The sequence below is a fragment of the Phenylobacterium sp. NIBR 498073 genome (genome assembly GCF_027286305.1).
In the GTDB taxonomy this organism is placed as follows: Bacteria; Pseudomonadota; Alphaproteobacteria; order Caulobacterales; family Caulobacteraceae; genus Phenylobacterium.
Window position 1 is genome coordinate 178,681 of the sequence record NZ_CP114599.1, and the last position, 21,386, is coordinate 200,066.

Annotated in this window: 15 protein-coding genes; 8 read left to right on the forward strand and 7 right to left on the reverse strand. The window is 71.2% G+C overall.

The window, feature by feature from the left end:
* Positions 1–65: 65 nt before the first annotated feature.
* Both O4N75_RS00910 and dapB read right to left on the reverse strand, forming a co-directional pair.
* A complete protein-coding gene (locus O4N75_RS00910; protein WP_269627534.1) occupies positions 66–1,493 on the reverse strand; it encodes an amidase family protein in 1,428 nt (475 codons plus the stop codon).
* Complete coding sequence (gene dapB, locus O4N75_RS00915; protein WP_269629416.1) at positions 1,493–2,263, reverse strand: 4-hydroxy-tetrahydrodipicolinate reductase; 771 nt, start codon at positions 2,261–2,263, stop codon at positions 1,493–1,495. Before dapB ends, O4N75_RS00910 begins: the two co-directional genes overlap by 1 nt.
* A gap of 179 nt (positions 2,264–2,442) precedes the next feature.
* Between dapB and O4N75_RS00920 the strand changes: the two genes are divergently transcribed.
* The 7 genes from O4N75_RS00920 (at position 2,443) to O4N75_RS00950 (ending at position 11,579) form a co-directional block, all read left to right on the forward strand.
* Entirely contained in the window at positions 2,443–3,873 is a 1,431-nt protein-coding gene (locus O4N75_RS00920) for a DUF4173 domain-containing protein (RefSeq protein ID WP_269627535.1), read from the forward strand.
* Complete coding sequence (locus O4N75_RS00925; protein WP_269627536.1) at positions 3,870–4,577, forward strand: response regulator transcription factor; 708 nt, start codon at positions 3,870–3,872, stop codon at positions 4,575–4,577. Before O4N75_RS00920 ends, O4N75_RS00925 begins: the two co-directional genes overlap by 4 nt.
* The gene (locus O4N75_RS00930; protein WP_269627537.1) at positions 4,574–6,139 is read left to right on the forward strand and encodes a HAMP domain-containing sensor histidine kinase; all 1,566 of its coding nucleotides are present in this window, start codon (positions 4,574–4,576) and stop codon (positions 6,137–6,139) included. The genes O4N75_RS00925 and O4N75_RS00930 overlap by 4 nt, the downstream gene beginning before the upstream one ends.
* Before the next feature lie 91 nt (positions 6,140–6,230).
* Positions 6,231–6,440, forward strand: a complete 210-nt coding sequence (locus O4N75_RS00935; protein ID WP_269627538.1) for a hypothetical protein — start codon at positions 6,231–6,233, stop codon at positions 6,438–6,440.
* A 72-nt stretch (positions 6,441–6,512) separates the two neighbouring features.
* On the forward strand, positions 6,513–7,799 hold the full coding sequence (locus O4N75_RS00940) for a S41 family peptidase (protein ID WP_269627539.1): 1,287 nt from the start codon (positions 6,513–6,515) through the stop codon (positions 7,797–7,799).
* A gap of 97 nt (positions 7,800–7,896) precedes the next feature.
* Positions 7,897–10,185: an NADP-dependent malic enzyme gene (locus O4N75_RS00945; protein ID WP_269627540.1), complete on the forward strand. Its 2,289-nt coding sequence runs from the start codon at positions 7,897–7,899 to the stop codon at positions 10,183–10,185.
* Positions 10,186–10,280: 95 nt separating this feature from the next.
* Positions 10,281–11,579: an Hsp70 family protein gene (locus O4N75_RS00950; RefSeq protein ID WP_269627541.1), complete on the forward strand. Its 1,299-nt coding sequence runs from the start codon at positions 10,281–10,283 to the stop codon at positions 11,577–11,579.
* Between the two features lie 172 nt (positions 11,580–11,751).
* On the opposite strand, the gene O4N75_RS00955 is transcribed toward O4N75_RS00950, so the two are convergent.
* From O4N75_RS00955 to acs, 5 genes are all read right to left on the reverse strand, one after another.
* Positions 11,752–14,553: a pitrilysin family protein gene (locus O4N75_RS00955; RefSeq protein ID WP_269627542.1), complete on the reverse strand. Its 2,802-nt coding sequence runs from the start codon at positions 14,551–14,553 to the stop codon at positions 11,752–11,754.
* A gap of 208 nt (positions 14,554–14,761) precedes the next feature.
* A complete protein-coding gene (locus tag O4N75_RS00960; RefSeq protein ID WP_269627543.1) occupies positions 14,762–15,745 on the reverse strand; it encodes an NADP-dependent oxidoreductase in 984 nt (327 codons plus the stop codon).
* A gap of 111 nt (positions 15,746–15,856) precedes the next feature.
* The gene (locus O4N75_RS00965; RefSeq protein ID WP_269627544.1) at positions 15,857–16,840 is read right to left on the reverse strand and encodes a small ribosomal subunit Rsm22 family protein; all 984 of its coding nucleotides are present in this window, start codon (positions 16,838–16,840) and stop codon (positions 15,857–15,859) included.
* Between the two features lie 216 nt (positions 16,841–17,056).
* Positions 17,057–17,620 (reverse strand): SRPBCC family protein, encoded by a 564-nt coding sequence (locus O4N75_RS00970; protein ID WP_269627545.1) that lies wholly within the window; start codon positions 17,618–17,620, stop codon positions 17,057–17,059.
* A gap of 45 nt (positions 17,621–17,665) precedes the next feature.
* Positions 17,666–19,603, reverse strand: a complete 1,938-nt coding sequence (gene acs, locus O4N75_RS00975) for an acetate--CoA ligase (RefSeq protein ID WP_269627546.1) — start codon at positions 19,601–19,603, stop codon at positions 17,666–17,668.
* Between the two features lie 180 nt (positions 19,604–19,783).
* Here acs and O4N75_RS00980 point away from each other — a divergent pair, with 180 nt between their 5' ends.
* Positions 19,784–21,361 (forward strand): M28 family metallopeptidase, encoded by a 1,578-nt coding sequence (locus O4N75_RS00980; protein ID WP_269627547.1) that lies wholly within the window; start codon positions 19,784–19,786, stop codon positions 21,359–21,361.
* Positions 21,362–21,386: the final 25 nt, after the last annotated feature.

Sequence of the window (21,386 nt, forward strand, 5' to 3'; positions counted from 1 at the left end):
GCTTCCCCCCGGAATACCCGCGATAAGGGTACACAGTGCGGAGGGGCATGCAATGGTTGCGGTGTTCAGCCCGGCGGCGGGGCGACGTAACCACCGAGCGCCTCGTCGATCGCCTGGGCGATGGAGAGGGTGCGGGAGTCGGCGCCGTGCGGGCCGATGATCTGGGCGCCGACCGGCAGGCCGCTGGCGGCCAGGCCGGCCGGAACGGTGGTCACCGGCAGGTGGCAGGCGGTGGCGAGGGCGATCCAGTTCAGCATCGCCGGGTAGGGAATGATCCCGCCGTCGCTGGTCTTCAGCTTGCGGCCGGCGAACGGCTTGTAATCGTGCGGGAAGGCGACGGTGGGGGCGACGGGGGCGAGGATGGCGTCGAAGGCCTCGAAGGCGTCCGACATCGTGCTGCGCAGCCGGGCGCGGACCTCGTCGGCGGCGATCCACTCGGCGTGGCTGGCGGTATAGGCGCGGGTCAGGCCGGCCCAGGAGTCGCGGCCGGCGCCCAGCGCCAGGGCGAGCGCGGCGGGGCCGCGCATCCGGCGCATGGCGTGCTGGGCCTTGGGCGGCATGTCGGTGGCGACCAGCGAGCCGAGCAGCACGCGATAGGCGTCCATCAGCTGGTCGAGCGGGGCCGGGGCGGAGATCGGCCGCACCTCGACCCCGGCGGCGCGCAGCCGGCCGGCTAGGTCCTCGAGCACCGCGCGGACCTCCGGGTCGAGCGGAAAGCCGTCCAGCCAGAGGCCGAGCTTGAGGGTCTTGAGGTCGGCGAGCTCGGCCTTGGCCGGGACGCCCTCGGCCAGGATCGAGAGCAGCAGCCGCAGGTCGCGGGCCGAGCGGGCCATCGGGCCGACGACGTTGAGGTCGCGCTCGGCGTGAGTTCCGGGCGCCGGCGGAACGTGCCCGACCTGGGAGACCAGGCCCCAGGTCGGCTTGTGCGAGAAGACGCCGCAGAAGCTGGCCGGGACGCGCAGCGAGCCGCCGATGTCCGAGCCGATCTCCAGGGCGGTGACGCCGGCGGCCAGCGCGGCGGCCGCTCCGCCGGACGAGCCGCCGGGGACGCGGGTCGGGTCCCAGGGATTGTTGGTCGCCCCATAGAGCGGATTGAACGACTGCCAGTCGGCCGCCATCACCGGGACGTTGGTCTTGCCCCAGATCACCGCCCCGGCCTGGCGGGCGGCGGCGACCACGGCGGCGTCGTCGGGCTTGCGCCGGCGCAGGGCCTCGATCCCCGACGAGGCGGCCATGCCGATCACGTCGAAGGTGTCCTTGATGGTCATCGGCAGGCCGGTGAGCGGCCCGCCGGCCTTCTTGGCGCGCAGGTCGTCGGCGGCCTTGGCGAGGTCGAGAGCGCGCTCGACGTCGGCGGCGATCACCGCGTTCAGCCGCGCGTGAGTCTGCTCGTGGCGGGCGAGGGCGAGCTTCAGCAGCTCGACGGCGGAAACCTCCTTGGCCCGGAGCGCCGACAGCTGACCGGTGGCGTCGCGGGCGAGGAGGTCGGCCACTACTTCAGCCCGAGCACGTCTTGCATGTCGTAGAGCCCGGGCGGCTGGCCGGCGACCCAGCGGGCCGCCTCGACCGCGCCGCGGGCGAACAGTCCGCGGTCGCGGGCCGAGTGGCTGAGGGTCAGGATCTCGTCCTCGGCCGCGAAGATCACCGAGTGCTCGCCGATGATGCCGCCGCCGCGGATGACCGAGAAGCCGATCTCGCCGGTCGGTCGAGCGCCGGTGATGCCGTCGCGCATCCGCTGGGCGACGTCGGCCAGGGCGACCTGGCGGCCGCGGGCGGCGGCCTCGCCGAGCATGAGGGCGGTGCCGGACGGGGCGTCGACCTTGCGCTTGTGGTGGCTCTCGGTGACCTCGATGTCGTAGGCGTCGGCATGCAGCGCCTTGGCGGCCTGGGCGACCAGGCCCATCAGCATGTTGACCCCCAGCGAGTAGTTGCCGGCGAACACGATCGGGATCGACTTCGCGGCGGCCTCGATGGCCTCGATCTCCTCGGGCGAGGCGCCGGTGGAGCCGATCACCAGGGCCGGGGCGCCGCGGGCGGCGGCGGCCCGGGCCAGGGCCACCGAGGCGGCCGGGGTGGTGAAGTCGATGACCACCTGGGCCTTTTCCAGCGCCTGCTCCGCGGGCACGAGGCCCTCGCCCTCGGCGCCCGGACGGTCGAAGCGGGCGGCCAGGCGTACGTCCTGGCGGCCGGAGACCACGGCGGTCACGGCCTGGCCCATGCGGCCGAGCGCGCCGGCCACGGCGATGTCGATGGGACTGGACAGGGGAGGACTCCGACGCGGCGAAAACTTGAGCGCGCTAGTCTCCCGTCCTGGCGGTCGCGGTCAAGGCGCCAGCCTGCACGGCTTCTGCACGGCAACGCCTTGGACCGTGGACGGCCGCTCCCGCAGGGCTGGAAGCGGGCCGGCGATAGCTGCGGCTCCCGCCATCGGAGCCGCCTTGCATGACCGCCTACTCGTTCCGCCTCAAGGCCGTGCTGGCCGCCGGCCTGGTCGCCGCCGCCGACCTGCTGCTGTTCGACCACGAGATCGGGGCCAATCTCGGCCTGCTGATGCTGGCGGCGCTGGCCGTCGCGGTCGCGGCCCATCCGGAGAGCTGGCGCGACCGCCGGGCGCTGGCGGCGTTCGCGGTCGCCGGCGGGTTCAGCCTGCTGCTGATCGACCGGCCGGGACTGATCGCCTGGTTCATGGCGGCGCCGGCGCTGGGCGTGGCGGTGCTGTCGCCGCGGACCGCCGCGCGCAGCGACGTCGCCGACTGGGCGCTGCGGCTGATCCGGGCCGGGCTGCTGGCGGTTCCGGCTCCGGTGCTGGACCTTCGTCGCGCAGCGGCCAGGGGCGGGCGGCCGGGGGCGGTGCGGCGGGCGCTGGTGGCCGCGGTGCTGCCGGTGGTCGGTGGGGCGGTGTTCCTTGGCCTGTTCGTGCTGGCCAATCCGGTGATGGAGGCGGCGCTGGCGGCCTGGCGGCTGCCGCCGTTCTCGCTGGGCCGGCTGCTGTTTTGGATCTGGATGGCGATGGCCGCCTGGGCGCTGCTGCGGCCGCGCGGGGCGCGCCGCCGGTTCGCGCCGGTGTGGCGCGGCCAGGCGCCAGCGGCGGCGGCCTCGGGATCGGTGACGGTGTCGCTGGTGGTGTTCAATGGCCTGTTCGCCCTGCAGAACGGCCTGGACCTGGCCTTCCTGTGGAGCGGCGCGCCGCTGCCCGAGGGAGTGAGTTTCGCCGAGTATGCGCATCGCGGGGCCTATCTGCTGATCGTCACGGCGCTGCTGGCCGGGGCCTTCGTGCTGGCGTTCCTGCGGCCGGGCGCGGCGCAGAGCCGGGCGGTGCGCTGGCTGGTGATCGCCTGGGTCGGACAGAACCTGATGCTGGTGGCGTCCAGCGCCCTGCGCACGCTCGACTATGTCGCAGCCTACGGCCTGACCCAGCTACGGATCTCGGCGCTGATCTGGATGGCGCTGGTCGCCCTGGGGCTGGTGCTGATCTGCGTGCGGCTGGTGCGGGACAAGAGCGCCAGCTGGTTGGTCGGGGCCAATGCGGCGGCGCTGGCGGCGGTGCTGAGCGCCGTGGCGATCACCGACATCGGCGCGGTCGCGGCCGCCTGGAACGTGCGCCACGCCCGCGAGGTGACCGGCGACCTGCGCGATCCGAGCCTGGACGTCGTCCACCTGCGCGAACTGGGGCCGGCGGCGCTGGTCCCGCTGACCGAGCTGGCCGGCCGACCGCTGGCGCCGACCCTGGCCGCCGAGGTCCACGCGGCGCAGCAGGCGACCCGGGCCGAGCTGGCCGCGCGGCAGGCGCACTGGCGGACCTGGACCTGGCGCGGCCAGCGGCGGCTGGACGCGGCGGCCGCATTGACGGCGCCCGCGCAAGCCGGAACATGACGCTCATGGCCAAGATCCTGATCGCCGACGACGACCCGCACATCCGCCAGCTGCTGGCCTTCGCGCTAGAGAAGGCCGGGTTCGAGGTGATCGAAGCCGAGGACGGCGAGGCGGCGCTGGAACAGGTGCAGGCCGCCGCCCCCGACCTGCTGGTGCTGGACCTCAACATGCCGCGCATGAACGGGCTGGACGTCTGCCGCCAGCTGCGCGCCCGCGGCGAGCTGCCGATCCTGATCCTGTCGTCGCGCGACGAGGAGATCGACCGGGTGCTGGGCATCGAGCTGGGGGCCGACGACTATGTGGTCAAGCCGTTCAGCCCGCGCGAGGTGGTGGCGCGGGTGACGGCGATCCTGCGCCGGGCGCGGCCGGCGCCGGCGGCCGCCATCGGGGGGCAGGTGGCGCGTGGGCGGCTGAGTCTCGATCCCGACGCCTGGCTGGCGCATTGGGACGGCCGGCCGCTGGCCCTGACCGTCACCGAGTTCGGCATTCTGCGGACCCTGGCCGCCGCCCCGGCCAAGGTGTTCACCCGCGACGCGATCATCGACCGGCTGCGCGGCCCCGGATTTGCGATCACCGACCGCACGGTCGACAGCCACGTGCGCAACCTGCGCGGCAAGTTCGCGGCGCTCGGCGCGCACGACGTGATCGAGACCCGGGCCGGGGTCGGTTACCGCCTGGGGGCCTGCCTGGGCCAGGGCGCGTGATCACCGCCGCAAAGGACCTCGCCAAGCGCCATTGGCCGCGCCTGCGACTGCGGGTGATCGTTTTCGCAGTGCTGTTCTTCGCCGCCGCCATGCCGGGGCTGAGCGCGATCTTCCTGCGGGTCTACGAGAACACCCTGGTGCGCCAGACCGAGGCCGAGCTGGTCGCCCAGGGCGCGGCGATCGCCGCGGCCGCCGCGGTCGGCTGGCCCGGCGCGACGATGGCGGCCGCGCCCGTCGACCGCCGGGCGCCGGGCTATTACGACCCGGAGCCCAGCACCATCGACCTGCAGGCCTCGCCGCTGCTGGCTGAGCGGCCGGTCCCGGCGCCGAGCGGTCCTCCCGAGGCGAACGCCGTCGCCGCCGCCGCCCGCCTGGCGCCGATGATCGAGCGCACGACCCGCACGACCCTGGCCTCGGTGGTGCTGCTGGACGGGCGCGGGGTGATCGCGCCGGACGGCGGCTCGCTCGCCGCGCTGCAGGAGGTGCGCTCGGCCCTGGCTGGAACCCCGGACACCGTGCTGCGGCGGGTCGGGGACTATCGGCCGCGCTATTCGCTGGAGTGGCTGAGCCGGGCGTCGGGCCTGCGGCTGCATCATGCGCGGCCGATCGAGGTCGGCGGCCAGGTGGTGGGCGTGGTGCTGCTGTCGCGCTCGCCGCGGGCGCTGTTCCGCGGCATCTACGAGGACCGCGGCAAGATCGCCATCGGCATGGTCGGGATCGCCGCCCTGCTAGTGGTGCTGGCGGGTCTTGTCTCCCGCGGGGTGACCCGGCCGATCGAGGCGCTGAGCGCGGCCTCGCGGCAGGTGGCGGCCGGCGGCGTGCAGACCCTGGAGACCCCGACCACGGCGGCGGTCGAGATCCAGTCGCTGTACGAGGACTTCGCGGCGATGTCGGCGGCGATCGAGCGGCGCAGCGGCTACCTGCGCGACTTCGCCGCCTCGGTCAGCCACGAGTTCAAGACCCCGCTGGCCGGGATCAGCGGAGCGGTCGAGCTGCTGCAGGACCACGGGGAGGAGATGAGCCCGCAGGAGCGGTCGCGGTTCCTCGGCAATATCGCCGCCGATTCCGCGCGGCTGTCGCAGTTGGTCACCCGGCTGCTGGACCTGGCGCGGGCCGACATGGCGCGGCCCGAAGCGGGGTTGTCGACGCAGGCGGCCGGGGCGGTGCAGCGGGCGGCGGACGCCATGAACACCGCGGGTTTTGCGGTGGAGACGCTGGTTCAGCCCGCCCTGCCGCCGGTCGCCGTGCCCGCCGCCACCATCGAGGCGGTGATCGGGGTGCTGCTGCAGAACAGCCGCCAGGCCGGGGCGCGTCGGGTGAGCGTCTCGGTTCAGCTCGAAGGCGACCAGGTGCTGGTGGAGGCGCGCGACGACGGTCCCGGGGTCGGCGCGGCCGACGCCGCGCGGCTGTTCGAGCCGTTCTTCACCACTCGCCGGGCGCAGGGCGGGACCGGCTTGGGCCTCTCCATCGCCCGCTCGCTGCTGGCCGCCAACGGCGGGGCGATCGAGCTGGGGCCAAGCGACCAGGGCGCGCGGTTCGTGGTGACCTTGCCGCGGGCCTGACCGCGATCTGCACGGAATCTCCTTGGCTTGCGCAGGCCTGGCTGCATGTCGTCACGCGATCCTCGTCGCCAGGTCGCAGAGGAGGATCGAGATGGTCGAGCAAGGCTATGAGGTGGTGATCGAGCAGGGCGGCGAGCGCTGGCGCTGGAGCCTGCGCGCCGACGGGGTGGTGGCGGCCAGCGGACCCGCCGAGACCGAGGAGACGGCCGAGCGTTCTGGCGCCTTCGCGGCGGCGGCGCTGTCGGCCCTGGCGCGCATCCGCCGCCGCGAACTGGCCGGCTGCCGGGCGGCCGTGCGGTAGGGCCCGGATCGGCACGCCGTAAAATAGCCCAGCTTGCGCCGGACGAGGTTCGTCGAACCGGAGACTCCAGCGATGAAGCTGCTGACCGCCCTGAGCCTGAGCGCCGGCTTGCTGACGAGCGCCGCCGCCGCCCAGACCCCGATCGCGCCGCGCGCCAAGGTCGAGGCGCTGGCCGCGGCGATCGACGCGCAGTTCTACGATCCGGCCCGGGCCGGCAAGCTCGCCGCCGAGCTGCGGGCCGAGGCCGGGAAGGGGACTTATGACAGGCTCACCGACCCGCGCGACTTCGCTGCGGCCCTGACCGAGCGGCTGCGGCCGCAGGACGGGCATTTTGCGGTCAGCTGGACGCCCCCGGAGGCCGCGTCCGCGACGGCACCGCCGGCCCGCAGCGGGCCGCCGCCGTTCCTGTCGCGGCGCGGCGGCTACGGCTTCGTGGCCGTGAAGGTGCTGCCCGGGAACATCGGCTACATCGACATGCGTGGCTTCGCCGACTTCGCAGCCGACGGCGACCAAGCCCCGCGGCAGGCGGCCGATGCGGCGCTGGCGCTGGTGGCCGGGACCGACGCGCTGATCTTCGACCTTCGCGACAACGGCGGCGGCTCGCCGGCCATGGTCGGCTACCTGATCGGCCACTTCGTCCCGGACGAGGCCAAGATCTACAACATCTTCAAGACTCGCGGCGAACCCGACAGCGACGAGGCGCCGAGCGTGCCGATCGCCGGGCAGCGGCGGCTCGATACGCCGCTCTATGTGCTGACCAGCGGGCGCACGGCTTCGGCGGCCGAGAGCTTCGCCTACACCCTGCAGGCGGCGAAGCGGGCGAGCGTGGTCGGCGAGGCCTCGGCCGGCGGGGCCAATCCGGGCGGCGGCGCGCCGCTGGGCGACGGGCTTTCGGTGTTCATCTCCTCGGGCACGCCGATCAACCCGATCACCGGCAGGAACTGGGAGGGTACGGGGGTGACGCCCGACGTGGCGGTCCCGGCCGCGCAGGCGCTTGATCGGGCTCAGCAATTGGCGCTGACCCGGCTGGTCGCCGCGCCGCTGGAGCCCGCGGTCCTGACCGAGAACCGCTGGGCGCTGGAAGCGCTGTCGGCTCCCGCGCCGGAGCGCCAGAATCTGGCCCGCTACGAAGGCGGCTATGGGCCCTACCAGGCCAAGGTGGTGGACGGGCGGCTGCAACTGACGACCGGCCGGCGCCCGCCCAGCGTGCTGACGCCGCTGGACGACAAGGGCCTGTTCTTCGTCGAAGGCGCGCCTTCGCGGCGGGTCAGGTTCGACGAAACGGCGCTGGTCTTCCTGTCGCCGGACGGGTCGCAAACGCGGCAACCGCGCCACGGCGCCGCAACGGGAGCAAGCTAGGACAGCGTTCGGCGGTTGTCAGGGCGCGCCGCGGCTCTATAGGTTGGCGCCCTTTCAGTCCAAGCGGGCCTTAGGGCCAAGAGGAAACGCCGCGCCTATGAGCGACGCCGAGAAACGCACCTTCACCGACGAGGAAGCGCTGAGCTTCCACAAGCACCCGACCCCCGGGAAGATCGCCATTGCGCCGACCAAGCCGATGGCCACCCAGCGGGACCTGTCGCTTGCCTATTCGCCGGGCGTGGCCGTACCTGTGCTCAAGATCGCGGAAGATCCTGAGACCGCCTACGACTACACCTCCAAGGGCAACCTGGTGGCGGTGATCTCCAACGGCACCGCGATCCTCGGGCTCGGCAACCTCGGCGCCCTAGCCTCCAAGCCGGTGATGGAGGGCAAGAGCGTGCTCTTCAAGCGCTTCGCCGACGTCGACTCCATCGACATCGAGGTCAGCGCCACCGACCCCGACGAGATCATCACGGTAGTCAAGAACATCGGGATCACCTTCGGCGGCATCAACCTTGAGGACATCAAGGCGCCGGAGTGTTTCCGCATCGAGACCGAGCTGCAGGAGCTGCTCGACATCCCGGTGTTCCATGACGACCAGCACGGCACCGCGATCATTTCGGCCGCCGGCCTGATCAACGCCTGCGCCATCACCGGCCGCGACATCTCCAAGATCAAGGTGGTGCTGAACGGCGCCGGCGCGGCCGGCATCGCCACCATCGAGCTGATCAAGGCCATGGGCGTCTCGCCCGAGAACGTCATCGCCTGCGACTCCAAGGGCGTGATCTATCGCGGCCGCCCCAACGACATGAACCAGTGGAAGAGCGCCCACGCGGTCGACACTGATGCGCGCACGCTCTCCGAGGCGCTGGACGGCGCGGACGTGTTCATCGGCCTGTCGGTCAAGGGCGCCCTGACCCCGGACATGATCAAGGCGATGGCCCCCAAGCCGATCATCTTCGCCATGGCCAACCCCGATCCGGAGATCACCCCGGAAGAGGTCTACACCGTCCGCGCGGACGCCATCGTCGCCACCGGCCGCAGCGACTATCCCAACCAGGTCAACAACGTCCTGGGCTTCCCCTACATCTTCCGCGGCGCGATGGACGTGCGCGCTCGCCGCGTGAACATGGAGATGAAGATCGCCTGCGCCCGCGCCCTGGCCGAACTGGCCCGGGAAGACGTGCCGGACGAAGTGGCGGCCGCCTATCACGGCACCCAGCTGAAGTTCGGGCCGCAGTACATCATCCCGACCCCGTTCGACCCGCGGCTGCTCGCCTACATCCCGCCGTTCGTCGCCCAGGCGGCGATGGACACCGGCGTGGCGCGCAAGCCGATCGAGGACATGGACGCCTATCGCGCCTCGCTGGCCCAGCGGCTCGACCCGACGGCGGCCTTCCTGCAGAAGCTGCAGGGCGCGGTGCTGAAGGCGCCGAACAAGCGCATCGTCTTCGCCGAAGGCGAGGAGCCGACGGTGATCCGCGCCGCCCACGCCTTCGAGGCCGCGGGCCTGGGCCACGCCATCCTGGTCGGCCGCGACGAGCTGGTGAAGCAGAACATGATCGAGGCCGGGCTGGACCCGGCCGAAACCAAGCTCGAGATCATCAACGCCCGCGTCTCGCGGCATAATCCCGAGTTCGTGGACTTCCTCTACGAGCGGCTGTCGCGCCAGGGCTACCTGAAGCGCGACGTCCAGCGGCTGATCAACCAGGACCGCAACTCGTTCGCCGCCTCAATGGTGGCGCTGGGCTATGCCGATGGCATGGTCACCGGCGTGACCCGCTCCTACGACCAGGTGCTGGAAGAGGTGCTGCGGGTGATCGACCCGGCCCCCGACGGCCGGGTGATGGGCATGAGCGTCGTGCTGGCCAAGGGCCACACCCTGTTCATCGCCGACACCAACGTCACCGAGATGCCCGAGGCCGAGGAACTGGTCGAGATCGCCTGCGAGGCGGCCCGCACGGTCAAGTCGCTGGGTTACGTGCCGCGCGTGGCGTTCATGTCCTATTCGACCTTCGGCAATCCGATGGGCGTGCGCTCCGAGAAGGTGCGCGACGCGGTGGCCATGCTCGACATGATGGACGTCGACTTCGAGTACGAAGGCGAAATGCCGCCGGAGCTGGCGCTCGACCCCAGCAAGCGGGTCAACTATCCGTTCATGCGCCTGACCGGCCCGGCCAACGTGCTGATCATGCCGGCCATCCACTCGGCGGCGATCTCGACCCAGCTGGTGCAGTCGCTCGGCGGCGCCACGGTGATCGGGCCGCTGCTGCTGGGCCTGTCGAAGTCGGTGCAGATCGCCCCGCTCTCGGCCTCGGTCTCCCGCGTTCTGCAGATGGCGACCCTGGCCGCCTACGAGCAGGACGCCATCGAGGCGCAAGGATGAGCCTCGCGCTCAACAGCTTGAACTAACGAGCCGCCCGCTCCTCGGGGTGCGGGCGGCTTGGCCGTCCCACCCCGAACCATGAGGAGCGCAGGCCCATGACCGGTCTCAGCATCGGCATCGATTTCGGCACGACCAATACGGTCGTCGCGCTCGCAGGGGCGGACGGGCCGGCGCATCTGGTCAAGTTCCCCGCGCCGGAAAGGGAGGTCTTCGCCTTCCGCTCGGCGCTGTCGTTCTACGCCCCGCCGGACCTGCCCAACGAGCGCGAGGTCGAGGCTGGGCCGTGGGCCATCGAGGCGTATGTCGAGGACCCGCTGGAGACGCGGTTCATCCAGTCGTTCAAGAGCTTCGCGGCCTCGGAGAGCTTCACCGAGACGCAGATTATCGGCCGCCGCTACCAGTTCGAGGACCTGCTCTCGGCCTTCCTGCTGAAGCTCCGCGAGCACGCCGGCGACGACCTGGCCCAGCTGCCCAAGCGGGTGATCGTCGGGCGGCCGGTGACCTTCGCCGGCGGGGCGCCGAACGAGGACCTCGCCCTGGCCCGCTATGAGACCGGGTTCCGGCGGCTGGGCTTCGAGGAGATCCTCTATTCCTATGAGCCGGTCGGGGCGGCGTTCTTCTTCGCCCGCGAGCTGCAGGAGGACGCCACCGTGCTGGTCGGCGACTTCGGCGGCGGCACCAGCGACTTCTCGATCATCCGCTTCACCCGCGAGAACGGCGAGATCCGCTCGACCCCGCTGGGTCGCGCCGGGGTCGGCGTCGCGGGCGACGCCTTCGACTACCGGATCATCGACAACCTGGTCTCGCCGGAGCTGGGCAAGGGCTCGAGCTACAAGTCGTTCGGCAAGATCCTGCCGGTGCCGAACCGCTACTATTCGACCTTCGCGCGCTGGGACCAGCTGGCGCTGATGCGCGCTAGCCGCGACATGCGCGAGATCCGCAAGCTGGTCCGCGAGGCGGTCGAGCCGGATAAGATCGAGCGGCTGGTCGAGGTGCTGGACGAGAACTACGGCTACCGGCTTTACCGCTCGGTGTCGGCGCTGAAGGAGGCCCTGTCGTCGCAGGAAAAAGCGCAGTTCAAGTTCGCGGCCGGCAGCATCGACATCGGCCGCGAGGTCGAGCGGGCCGAGTTCGAGGACTGGATCGCGCCGGAACTGCACCTGATCGAGGACGCGGTCGACCGGGCGATGAGCGACGCCGGGCTCAACGCCGGCGGCGTCGACCGGGTGTTCCTGACCGGCGGCTCGTCACTGGTGCCGGCGGTGCGCGACATCTTCTACCGCCGGTTCGACGCCTCGAAGATCGAGAGCGGGTCTGAGCTGGAGTCGATCGCCTCGGGCCTGGCGCTGATGGGCCGCGAGCGCGACCTGACGAAGTGGGCGCGCGGGGCTTAGCGGTTAGCGTGTCATCCCGGTTTGCGAAGCAATACCGGGACCCATGAACACCAGATGGATCAGAACTCGGCTCGGCCTCGCCCGATCCCGCCAGCTCAGGCGCGAATGGGTCCCGGTCTTCGGCCCGTGGCCGAAACCGGGATGACACCGGTGGTTGCCCCCGCTGTAAGCCTCACTTCCGCAAATTCACCGCGTCGAGGTCGATGTCCCTGGCCGGGACCAGCTCCAGGTTGGGGCGGCGCTGCTTGAGGCCGGCTTCGAAGGCCTTGGCGTCGCCGGCGACGATGACGCTGACGCTGCCCGGGGCGAGGTTCTTGGCGGCGAAGGCCTGGACCTCGCCGGCGGTGACCGCCTCGACCTTGCCGGTGTAGGCGGCGACTTCGCTGAGCGGCAGGTCGTAGAGGGCGAGATTGCCGAGGATGCCGGCCAGGCCGTCGGTGGTGGCCAGTTCGCGGCCGAAGCCGCCGACCAGCACCGACTTGCGGGCCTTCAGCTCATCGGCGCTGGTCGGCGCGTCGGCCAGGCGCTGGAGCTCGCCGAGCATCAGGTCGAGGACCTGCGGGGCGGACTCGTTCTTGGTCTGGGCGGCGGCGCGGAACAGGCCGGTGGTGCGCATCGCCGAGAGCCGGGAATTGGCGCCGTAGGAGAGGCCGCGCTTGATGCGGATCTCCTGATTGAGGCGGGCCGAGTAACCGCCGCCGAGCACCGAGTTGGCGACGACGCCCGGATAGTACTGGGCGTCGCCGCGGGCGATCGAGGCCTTGGCGACGGTGACCGCGGCCTGGCCGGTTCCGGGCAGGTCGATGGCGACGGCGCGCGGCGCGGCCTTGGGGGCGACGTCGGCGCGGGCCGGGGCGGCGCCGGCCGGGGCCTTCCAGTCGCCGAACGCGCCCTCGGCAAGCTTGAAGCCCTGCTCGGGGGTGATGTCGCCGGTCAGCACCAGGATGGCGTTGTCGGGCCGGAAGTACCGGCCGTGCAGCTTGGCGAGGTCCTCGGTCTTCAGCCGGACCAGCGAGGCCGGCGTGCCGGAGGCGACGTGGCCGAAGCTGGTGCCGGAGAAGATCACCGGCGAGGCGGCGAAGCCGGCCAGCTGACCCGGCGACTGATAGGCCACCGACAGGCCGTCGAGCGCCTGGACGCGCTGGCGCTCGAGCTCCTCGGCCGCGAAGGCCGGATTGCGCGCCACGTCGGCCATGATCGCCATGGCGGCGGGCAGCTTCTCGGGCATGACGTTGAGCGTGACGGCCGAGGACTCCTGGCCGCCGCCGGAGGAGAGCACCGCGCCGAGCGCCTCGGTCTGGCTGGCGATCTCCTGCGCGCCGCGGGTCTTGGTGCCCTCGGTCAGCATGCCGGCGGTCATGCCCATGGCGCCGGCCAGCCCCTGCGGATCGGCCCAGGCGCCGGCCCGCACGGTCAGGGCGGCGGAAACCAGCGGCAGGTCGGAGGACTTGGCGACGATGACCCGCAGGCCATTGGCCAGGGTCTTCTCGGCCGGCTTGGGCAGCACCGGCTCGACCGGGGCGGCGAGCGGCGGCGGGGCCTGGCGCTGGCCCTCGGGGGCGAGGGTGACAACGGGGCCCGTGTACTTGGCCGAGGCGACGACCGGCGGCTTTTCCACGGCGTCCTTCTCGCCGGCCGGGCGGGCGCTTTCGGGCTGATAGAGGATGGTCATGCGGCCGGCGTCGGTCAGGTACTTCTGAGCCACGCGCTGCACGTCGGCGGCGGTGACCGCCTGCAGCTGCGCCAGTTCGCGGTTGGCCAGGGCCGCGTCGCCGGCCGTGCACAGGGCGTAGCCGAGCGCGAAGGCGCGGCCGTCGATGGTTTCGCGCTCGCGCAGCTTGCCGGCGATCAGCTCGTTCTTGGCCTCGCTGAGCTCGGCGTCGGTGGGCGGGGCGTCGCGCAGCTTGGCGACCTCGGCGAGCAGGGCGGCCTGGCCGTCGTCGATCGACTTGCCGCCCGAAAGGATGGCGCCCAGCATCACCAGACCCGGCTGCTGGGGCAGGGAGGCGTCGGAGAACACCTCGGTGGCGACCTGCTGGTCGTAGACCAGGCTGTTGTAGAGCCGCGAGGACTTGCCGCTGGAGAGGATGGCGTCGAGCACGGTCAGGGCCGGGGCGTCCGGGCTGGCCGCGTCGGGGGCGTGCCAGGTCATCAGGATCGCCGGCAGCGGGACGTTGGGGCCGTAGCCCTTGAAGACGGCCGGCGCGGTGCGCGGCGGTTCGACCGCGGTCACGCGCTTGATTGGGGCGGCCGGGGTCTTCAGGCCCCCGAAGTACTTGTCGACCCAGGCGTCGAGCTGACCTTGGTCGAAGTTGCCGACCACGATCAGGGCGGCGTTGTCGGGCCGGTAATAGGCGGCGTGGAAGGCGCGCACGTCGTCGATGGTGGCGGCGTCCAGCTCCTCGATCGAGCCGATGCCGGGGCGCTTGTAGGGGTGAACCTGGTAGCTGGCCTGGGGCATGTAGAGATAGAACAGGCGACCGTAGGGCTGGCTCAGCACCGACTGGCGCAGCTCCTCCTTCACCACGTCGCGCTCGGACTTGAAGGTCGCCTCGTCGACGACCAGCGAGCCGAGGCGTTGGGCCTCGACCCACAGCAGCCGCTCCAGGTGATTGGCCGGCACGACCTCGTAGTAGTTGGTGAAGTCGTCGTAGGTGGAGGCGTTGTTGAAGCCGCCGACGTCCTCGGTCATGCGGTCGATGGTCTCCGACGGCATGTCGCGCGTGGCCTTGAACATCATGTGTTCGAAGAGGTGCGCGAATCCGGAGCGGCCGATCGGATCGTCCTTCGACCCGACGCCGTACCAGACCTGGACCGTCACGTTCGGCGTGGTGCGGTCGACCGAGGAATAGACCTTCAGCCCGTTGGCGAGCGTGCGTTCCTGGTAGCCGATTGGCGGGACGCTGTCGGCCGCTGCGGCGGGAAGGGCGAGGCCCAGGCAGAGGGTGAGCGCGAGGGCGGCGTGACGAAGCATACGGACTTCCCGGTTGGCGAGCGCGGACCCTAGCACTCGCCCCGGCCATGGGAAGCTTACGGGATTGTCATGTGGGCCTGTTGCTCCCACGCACTCCACCGCTCAACCCGGCGAAAGCCGGGGCCCAAGCTGGATTTCAGCCTGCGAGGCGGCGAGGTCGCTTGGGTCCCGGCTTTCGCCGGGACGAGCGGAATTCTAATGCCCGGCCCTACTCCGCCAGCTTGACCAGCATCTTGCCCGAGTTCTTGCCTTCCATCAGGCCGATCAGCGCGCTGGGGGCGTTGCCGATGCCGTCGAGGATGGTCTCCTGGTACTTGACCTTGCCCTCCTTCAGCCAGCCGGCCATGTCGCCGAGGAACTGGCCGTGCAGGTGCAGGAAGTCGGTGCCGACGAAGCCGCGCAGCATCACCCGCGAATAGATGATGTTCGACAGGTTCGAGACGCTGGAGTGGCCGGAGTTGTAGCCGGAGATGAAGCCGCAGACCGGGATCCGGCCGAGCGTGTTGATCCGGCGCAGGGCGGCCTCCAGGTGGTCGCCGCCGACATTGTCGAAATAGACGTCGATGCCCTTGGGGGTGGCTTCTTCGAGCGCCTTCCTGATCGGGGTTTCCTTGTAGTTGATCACAGCGTCGAGCCCGACCTCGTCCTTCAGCCAGGCGGCCTTGTCGGCGGCGCCGGTGGAGCCGACCACGTAGCAGCCCTTGATCTTGGCGATCTGGGCGGCGACCGAGCCCACGGCCCCGGCGGCGGTGGAGACGAACACCTGCTCGCCGTCCTTCAGCTGGCCGATGTGCAGCAGGCCGCCATAGGCGGTGAAGCCGGTCATGCCGAGCGCGTGCATGTGGACGGTGACCGGCAGGTCGGGATCGGCGGCCAGCTTGGTCAGGCCCTTGCCGTCGGAGGTGAAGAACTCGCGGAAACCGTTGCGGTTGGAGACCAGGTCGCCGACCGCGAAGTCGGGGTTCTTCGATTGCACGACGCGGCCTAGCGCCCCACCCATCATGGCGACGTTCAGGTCCTGGCCGGCGGTCAGCCGCGGGCGCATGGCCGGGTCGACCGACATGTAGAGGTTCTCGACCAGGACTTCGCCGTCGGCGGCGTCGGGAACCTGCGTCTCGATCAGGGCGAAGTCTCCCTGGGCGGGCATGCCGCTCGGACGGGCGACGAGGTGGATTTCACGGCTCTTGGGCATATGGCCTCCCTTTGTCTTTGAAATGCGCCGGCCCGAAATGCAGATGGGCCGAAGAGAAGTTGTCGCCTGCCGAACGGCGTAAGGCCAGGGCTTTCAAACAATTGTTCGAGATCAGCCCTCGGGCAGCGCGTCGCCCCAGTCGAGCCGGCGGGCGACCGCGTAGGCGGCCTTGTCGCGCTTGGCGGCGAAGGCCAGCTCGGCAGCGCCCCGCGGCGTGCAGAGCTTGAGCTCGATCCCCGGCTTGCCGGCGCGCGGCGGGGCCAGCACGCGGGCGCTCGGCGCTTCGGCCGCGACGCCGGGGCGGGCGGCCAGCAGGTAGATGAACTTCTCGTCCTCGAACGGGGTCTCGGCGCCCTTGGCCAGGCGATGGTCGCGCGAGCGGGCCAGGCGCTGGCTGAAGTGGCACCAGTCGGGGGCGGCGAGCGGACAGGGCGCCTGGTGCGGGCAGGGGGCGAGGATGCTCGCGCCGGCCTCGATCAGGGCCTGGCGGGCGGCGAGGATCCGCGCGTAGCCGGCTGGCGTGCCCGGCTCGACCAGGGCCAGGGCCCCGAGGGTCGAGGCCCAGAGCGCGGCGATGGTCGCGGCCTGCTTGGTTTCGGGGATCTCGGCCAGGGCGTAGCTGGCGACGACGAGGTCGGCGCTGGGCCAGTCGCCCGGGGCGGTGAGGTCGGCGCGGATCCGCTCGGCGCCCTGCAGCGGCGCAGGCGCGTCGACCGCCAGCGTGGCGGCGATGTCGAGAAAGGCGCGGTTGGAGTCGAGCAAGCTGGCGGAGGCGATCTGCGGCCAGGTCTCCAGCGCCGCCCAGCTGGCCCCGCCGGGACCGGCGCCGGCGTCCAGCAAGGAGGTCGGCGAGAAGTCGGGGGCGCGCTGGCTCAGCTCCTCGAACACCCGGCCGCAGGCGGCGAAGGTGGCCGGCAGCCGGGTGAGGACATAGGCCGTGGCGTCGGCCTGGCTGGCGACCACCGCGGCCGAGCCGCCGCCGGCGCGGTAGCGGGCCGAGATCGCGCCGGCGCGCTGCGCCATGTCCTTGCGCGAGACGCCGTCCATCAGGCGGTCGGCGGCGAGGCGGAGCTGGGGCGGCAGGTCGAACGACATGGGGAGGGGATTAGCCGCCTCCTTCACGAACTGTCATCCCGGAAAGCGCGCGGCGCTTGTCCGGGACCCATGAACACCGGATGGGACGGGTGGCGGCGAGGCCGCGCCGGGGCCGGACGGAAGCGGTGCGAATGGGGTCTTGCTTCGCAAACCGGGATGACAGGGGTGTGGATGCCCCGCTGGGCGCCGATCCAGCTCCGCCCGCGGGGGAGGAATTCATTTTCGGGCCATCACCTCGCGGCGCAAGGCGGCCAGGGCGTCGGGGATATCGCGGCGCAGGGCCATGCGGGCGATGGGGGCGGGAATGGCGAAGGGGGTGGAGGCGCGGCTCTCGTAGAGCACCCGGGTGCGGGCGCCGCCGTCGAGCGGGATCAGCCGCCACTCGCCGTGTAGCACCTGCAATTGGCCGCCCTCGCGGTAGAAGCGGATGCGGCGCGGCGGGTCGTATTCTGAGCGGAAGACGCTGCGCACCGGCGGCAGGATCCCGGCGCGGCTGACGTGCTCGCGCACGTCCCAGCGGCCGGCGGGATCGCGTTCCAGCACGCGGCAGCTCTTGAGGCGGCGGACCATGCGCGGAGCGAGGTCGCAGTCGACCACGACCTTCCAGACAGCCTCGGGCGGGGCGTCGATCTCGACGCTGCCGCGGATCAGCCCCGAAGCCCCGCCAGGATCGGCGAGGACCTCCACGCCGATGCCTTCGTGGCTCGGGCCGGCGTCAGCCCAGGCCTGCCCCGGTCCGCAGAGGACCAGGGTCGCGGCAAGGGCGGCAAGCGCCCGCATGGCGTTCCCTCACGGCGCAGCTTCTCCCCGTGAGGGGGTAACGCCTCAGGAGCCGTGGCGGTTCTTGACCAGGTCGTCGACGACGGCGGGATCGGCCAGCGTGGTGGTGTCGCCGAGGTTGCCGAGGTCGTTCTCGGCGATCTTGCGCAGGATGCGGCGCATGATCTTGCCCGAGCGGGTCTTGGGCAGGCCCGGCGCGAACTGGACGACGTCGGGGGCGGCGAACGGGCCGATCTCGCGGCGGACCCAGCCCTTGAGCTCGGCCTGCAAGATGTCGGTGGGCGCCACGTCGGCCTTCAGGGTCACGAAGCAGTAGACCCCCTGGCCCTTGACGTCGTGCGGGTAGCCGACGACCGCGGCCTCGGCCACGTGCTCGTTGCCGACCAGGGCGCTCTCGATCTCGGCGGTGCCCAGGCGGTGGCCCGAGACGTTGATCACGTCGTCGACCCGGCCGGTGATCCAGTAGTAGCCGTCCTCGTCACGGCGGCAGCCGTCGCCGGTGAAGTACTTTCCCGGATAGGTCGAGAAGTAGGTGTCGAAGAAGCGCTGATCGTCGCCGTAGACCGTGCGCATCTGGCCCGGCCAGCTATCGGTGATGCAGAGGTTGCCGGAGGTCGCGCCGTCGAGCACCGCGCCCTCGGCGTCGACCAGCTGGAACTTCACGCCCGGCAGCGGCTTGGCGCAGGAGCCCGGCTTGGCGGCGTGGGCGCCGGGCAGCGGCGAGGCCAGGCACGCGCCGGTCTCGGTCTGCCAATAGGTGTCGACGATCGGGCAGCGGCCCTCGCCGACCACGCGGTGATACCAGAGCCAGGCTTCCGGATTGATCGGCTCGCCGACCGTGCCGAGCAGGCGCAGCGACTTGCGCGAGGTCTTGGTCACCGGCTCGTCGCCGTCGCGCATCAGGGCACGGATGGCGGTGGGGGCAGTGTAGAAGATCTCGACCTTGTGCTTGTCGATGACCTCCCAGAAGCGCGAGTTGGTCGGGTAGTTCGGCACGCCCTCGAACACCAGCGAGGTCGCGCCGTTGGCCAGCGGGCCGTAGACGACGTAGCTGTGGCCGGTGACCCAGCCCACGTCGGCGGTGCACCAGAAGACCTCGCCAGGGCGGTAGTCGAAGACCAGCTCGTGGGTGTGGGCCGCCCAGGTCAGGTAGCCGCCGGTGGTGTGCAGCACGCCCTTGGGCTTACCCGTCGAGCCGGAGGTGTAGAGGATGAACAGCGGGTCCTCGGCGTTCATCGGCTCGGGCGCGCAGGTGTCGGCGACGCTCCGCTTCAAGTCGCCGAAATAGGCGTCGCGGCCGTCGGTCATCGGCACCTCGGCGCCGGTGCGGCGCACGACGATGACGTCCTTGACCTGCGGGCAGGACTTGAGGGCTTCATCGACATTGCGCTTCAGCGGCACGACCTTGCCGCCGCGCAGGCCCTCGTCGGCGGTGATGACGATCTTGGAATCGCAGTCCTGGATGCGGCCGGCGATGGAGTCCGGCGAGAAGCCGCCGAAGATCACCGAGTGGATGGCGCCGATGCGGGCGCAGGCCAGCATGGCCACGGCGGCCTGCGGGATCATCGGCAGGTAGATGGTGACGCGGTCGCCCTTCTGGACGCCCTTGGCCTTGAGCACGTTGGCCATGCGGCAGGTTTCGGCCAGCAGCTCGCGATAGGTGAGGGTGGTGGTCTCGCCCCCGTCGCCTTCCCAGATGATCGCGACCTGGTCGCCGCGGGTCGCGATATGGCGGTCCAGGCAGTTGACCGAGACGTTCAGCTCGCCGTCGGCGTACCAGCGGATGCGGAAGTCGTCCTTGTTGAACGAGACGTCCTTCACCTGGGTGAACGGCTTGCTCCAGTCGAGGCGGCCGGCGACCTTGGTCCAGTAGCCGATCGGATCGGCCTCGACCTGCGCCACGGCGGCCTCGTAGCCGGCCGCATCCATGTGCGTCCGCTCGGCCCAGGCCTTCGGAACCGGAAAGACTTCGCCTTCGCTCACGCCGCGCACTCCCTGTTTCACGCTTTGGCGGGAGTTATGCGGACTGCGGCGGCGGGCGCAACCGCCCAGCGGGTGCAGGGCGACGTTTATGGCCCTGCGGCCCTGCCGCGGGTTGCCGCAGGGGGGCGGATCGGCGAATGGTCGAGGCTTCCCCCCAACAACCGGAGCGGCCCAAGACCGATGCGCCTTCCCCTTGCCCTCGTGATCGCCGCGCTCGGCGCCCTTCCCGCCGCGGCGGCCGACGCCGACGGCGCCCGCTGGTGGTCGCATGTCGAAACCCTGGCCGGGCCGCAGTTCGAGGGCCGGCTGACCGGGACGCCGGGCTATGACAAGGCCGCGGCCTATGCGGCGGCGCAGTTCAAGGCGTTCGGACTGAAGCCGGCCGGGACCGAGGGCTATCTGCAGCCGATGAAGTTCACGGTGCAGAAGGTGCTGGCCGAAGGCTCCAGCGCGGCGTTGGTCGTCGAAGGACACGAGCAGCCGCTGCGGGTCGGCCCGGACCTGCTGCTGGGCGCGCGCATTCCGCAGCCGAAGACGATCGAGGCGCCGCTGGTGTTCATCGGCTATGGCCTGCACCTGCCGGAGGTCGGCTATGACGACTTCGCCGGCCAGGACCTGAAGGGCAAGATCGCGGTCTATGTGAACGGCGGGCCGGGAGACATCTCGGCGGCGCTGAAGGCGCACTCGCGCGGCTCTGAGACCTGGCGCGCGGCCCGGGCGGCCGGCGCGGTCGGGCTGATCGCCCTGCCGACCCCGAAGTCGATGGACGTGCCGTGGTCGCGCCAGATGCAGAGCGCCGGGCAGCCGGGCATGTACCCGGCCGATGAGGACCTGCGCGAGCTGACCGGCGAGGCGTTTTCCGCCAGCTTCAATCCAGCCGAGGCCGAAAAGCTGTTCGCCAAGTCGGGTCACACCTTCGCCGAGGTGCTGGCCCTGGCCGACGCCGCCAAGCCGATCAAGGGCTTCGCGCTGAACATCGGCCTCAAGGCGCAGGTGGCCACCGAGGTCGGGCAGGTCGCCTCGGCCAACGTGGTGGCCAAGCTGCCGGGGTCCGACCCGAAGCTGAAGGCCGAGCACGTGGTGGTCACCGCCCACCTCGACCACCTGGGCGTCAACACGACCGGCGTCGGCGCCCCCTACTATGCCGGCGCGATGGATAACGCCGCGGGCGTGGCCTCGGTGCTGGAGATCGCCCGCGAAATGGCCGCGGCGAAGACGGCCCCCAAGCGCTCGGTGCTGTTCGTGCTGGTCACCGGCGAGGAGAAGGGGCTGCTGGGTTCGAAGTATTTCGCCGGCAAGCCGAGCGTGCCGCCGGCCTCGGTGGTCGCCAACCTCAACATGGACATGGCGCTGCCGCTCTGGAAATTCGACTCGGTGCTGATCTACGGCATCGACGAGAGCACCATGGGCGACACCGCCAAGGCCGCGGCCAAGGCGGCCAACCTGGAGGTGGTCGCCGACCCCTATCCGGACCGCAACTCGTTCATCCGCTCGGACCAGTACAGCTTCATCCGCGCCGGCATCCCGGCGCTGTCGTTCAAGTTCGGGTTCACGGCGGGCAGCGACCGCGCGGCGATCGAGAAGACCTGGCGGGCCGAGCGCTACCACGCCCTGGCCGACGACCTTTCCCAGCCGGTCGAGAAGGCCGAGGCGGTGAAGTTCGACGCCTTCCTCGGCCAGCTGATCACCGACGTCGCCAACGCGCCGGCGACGCCGCGGTGGAAGGACGACAGCTTCTTCAAGCGGTTCGCGCGGTAGTCCGCAGCTGTCATCCCGGTCTTCG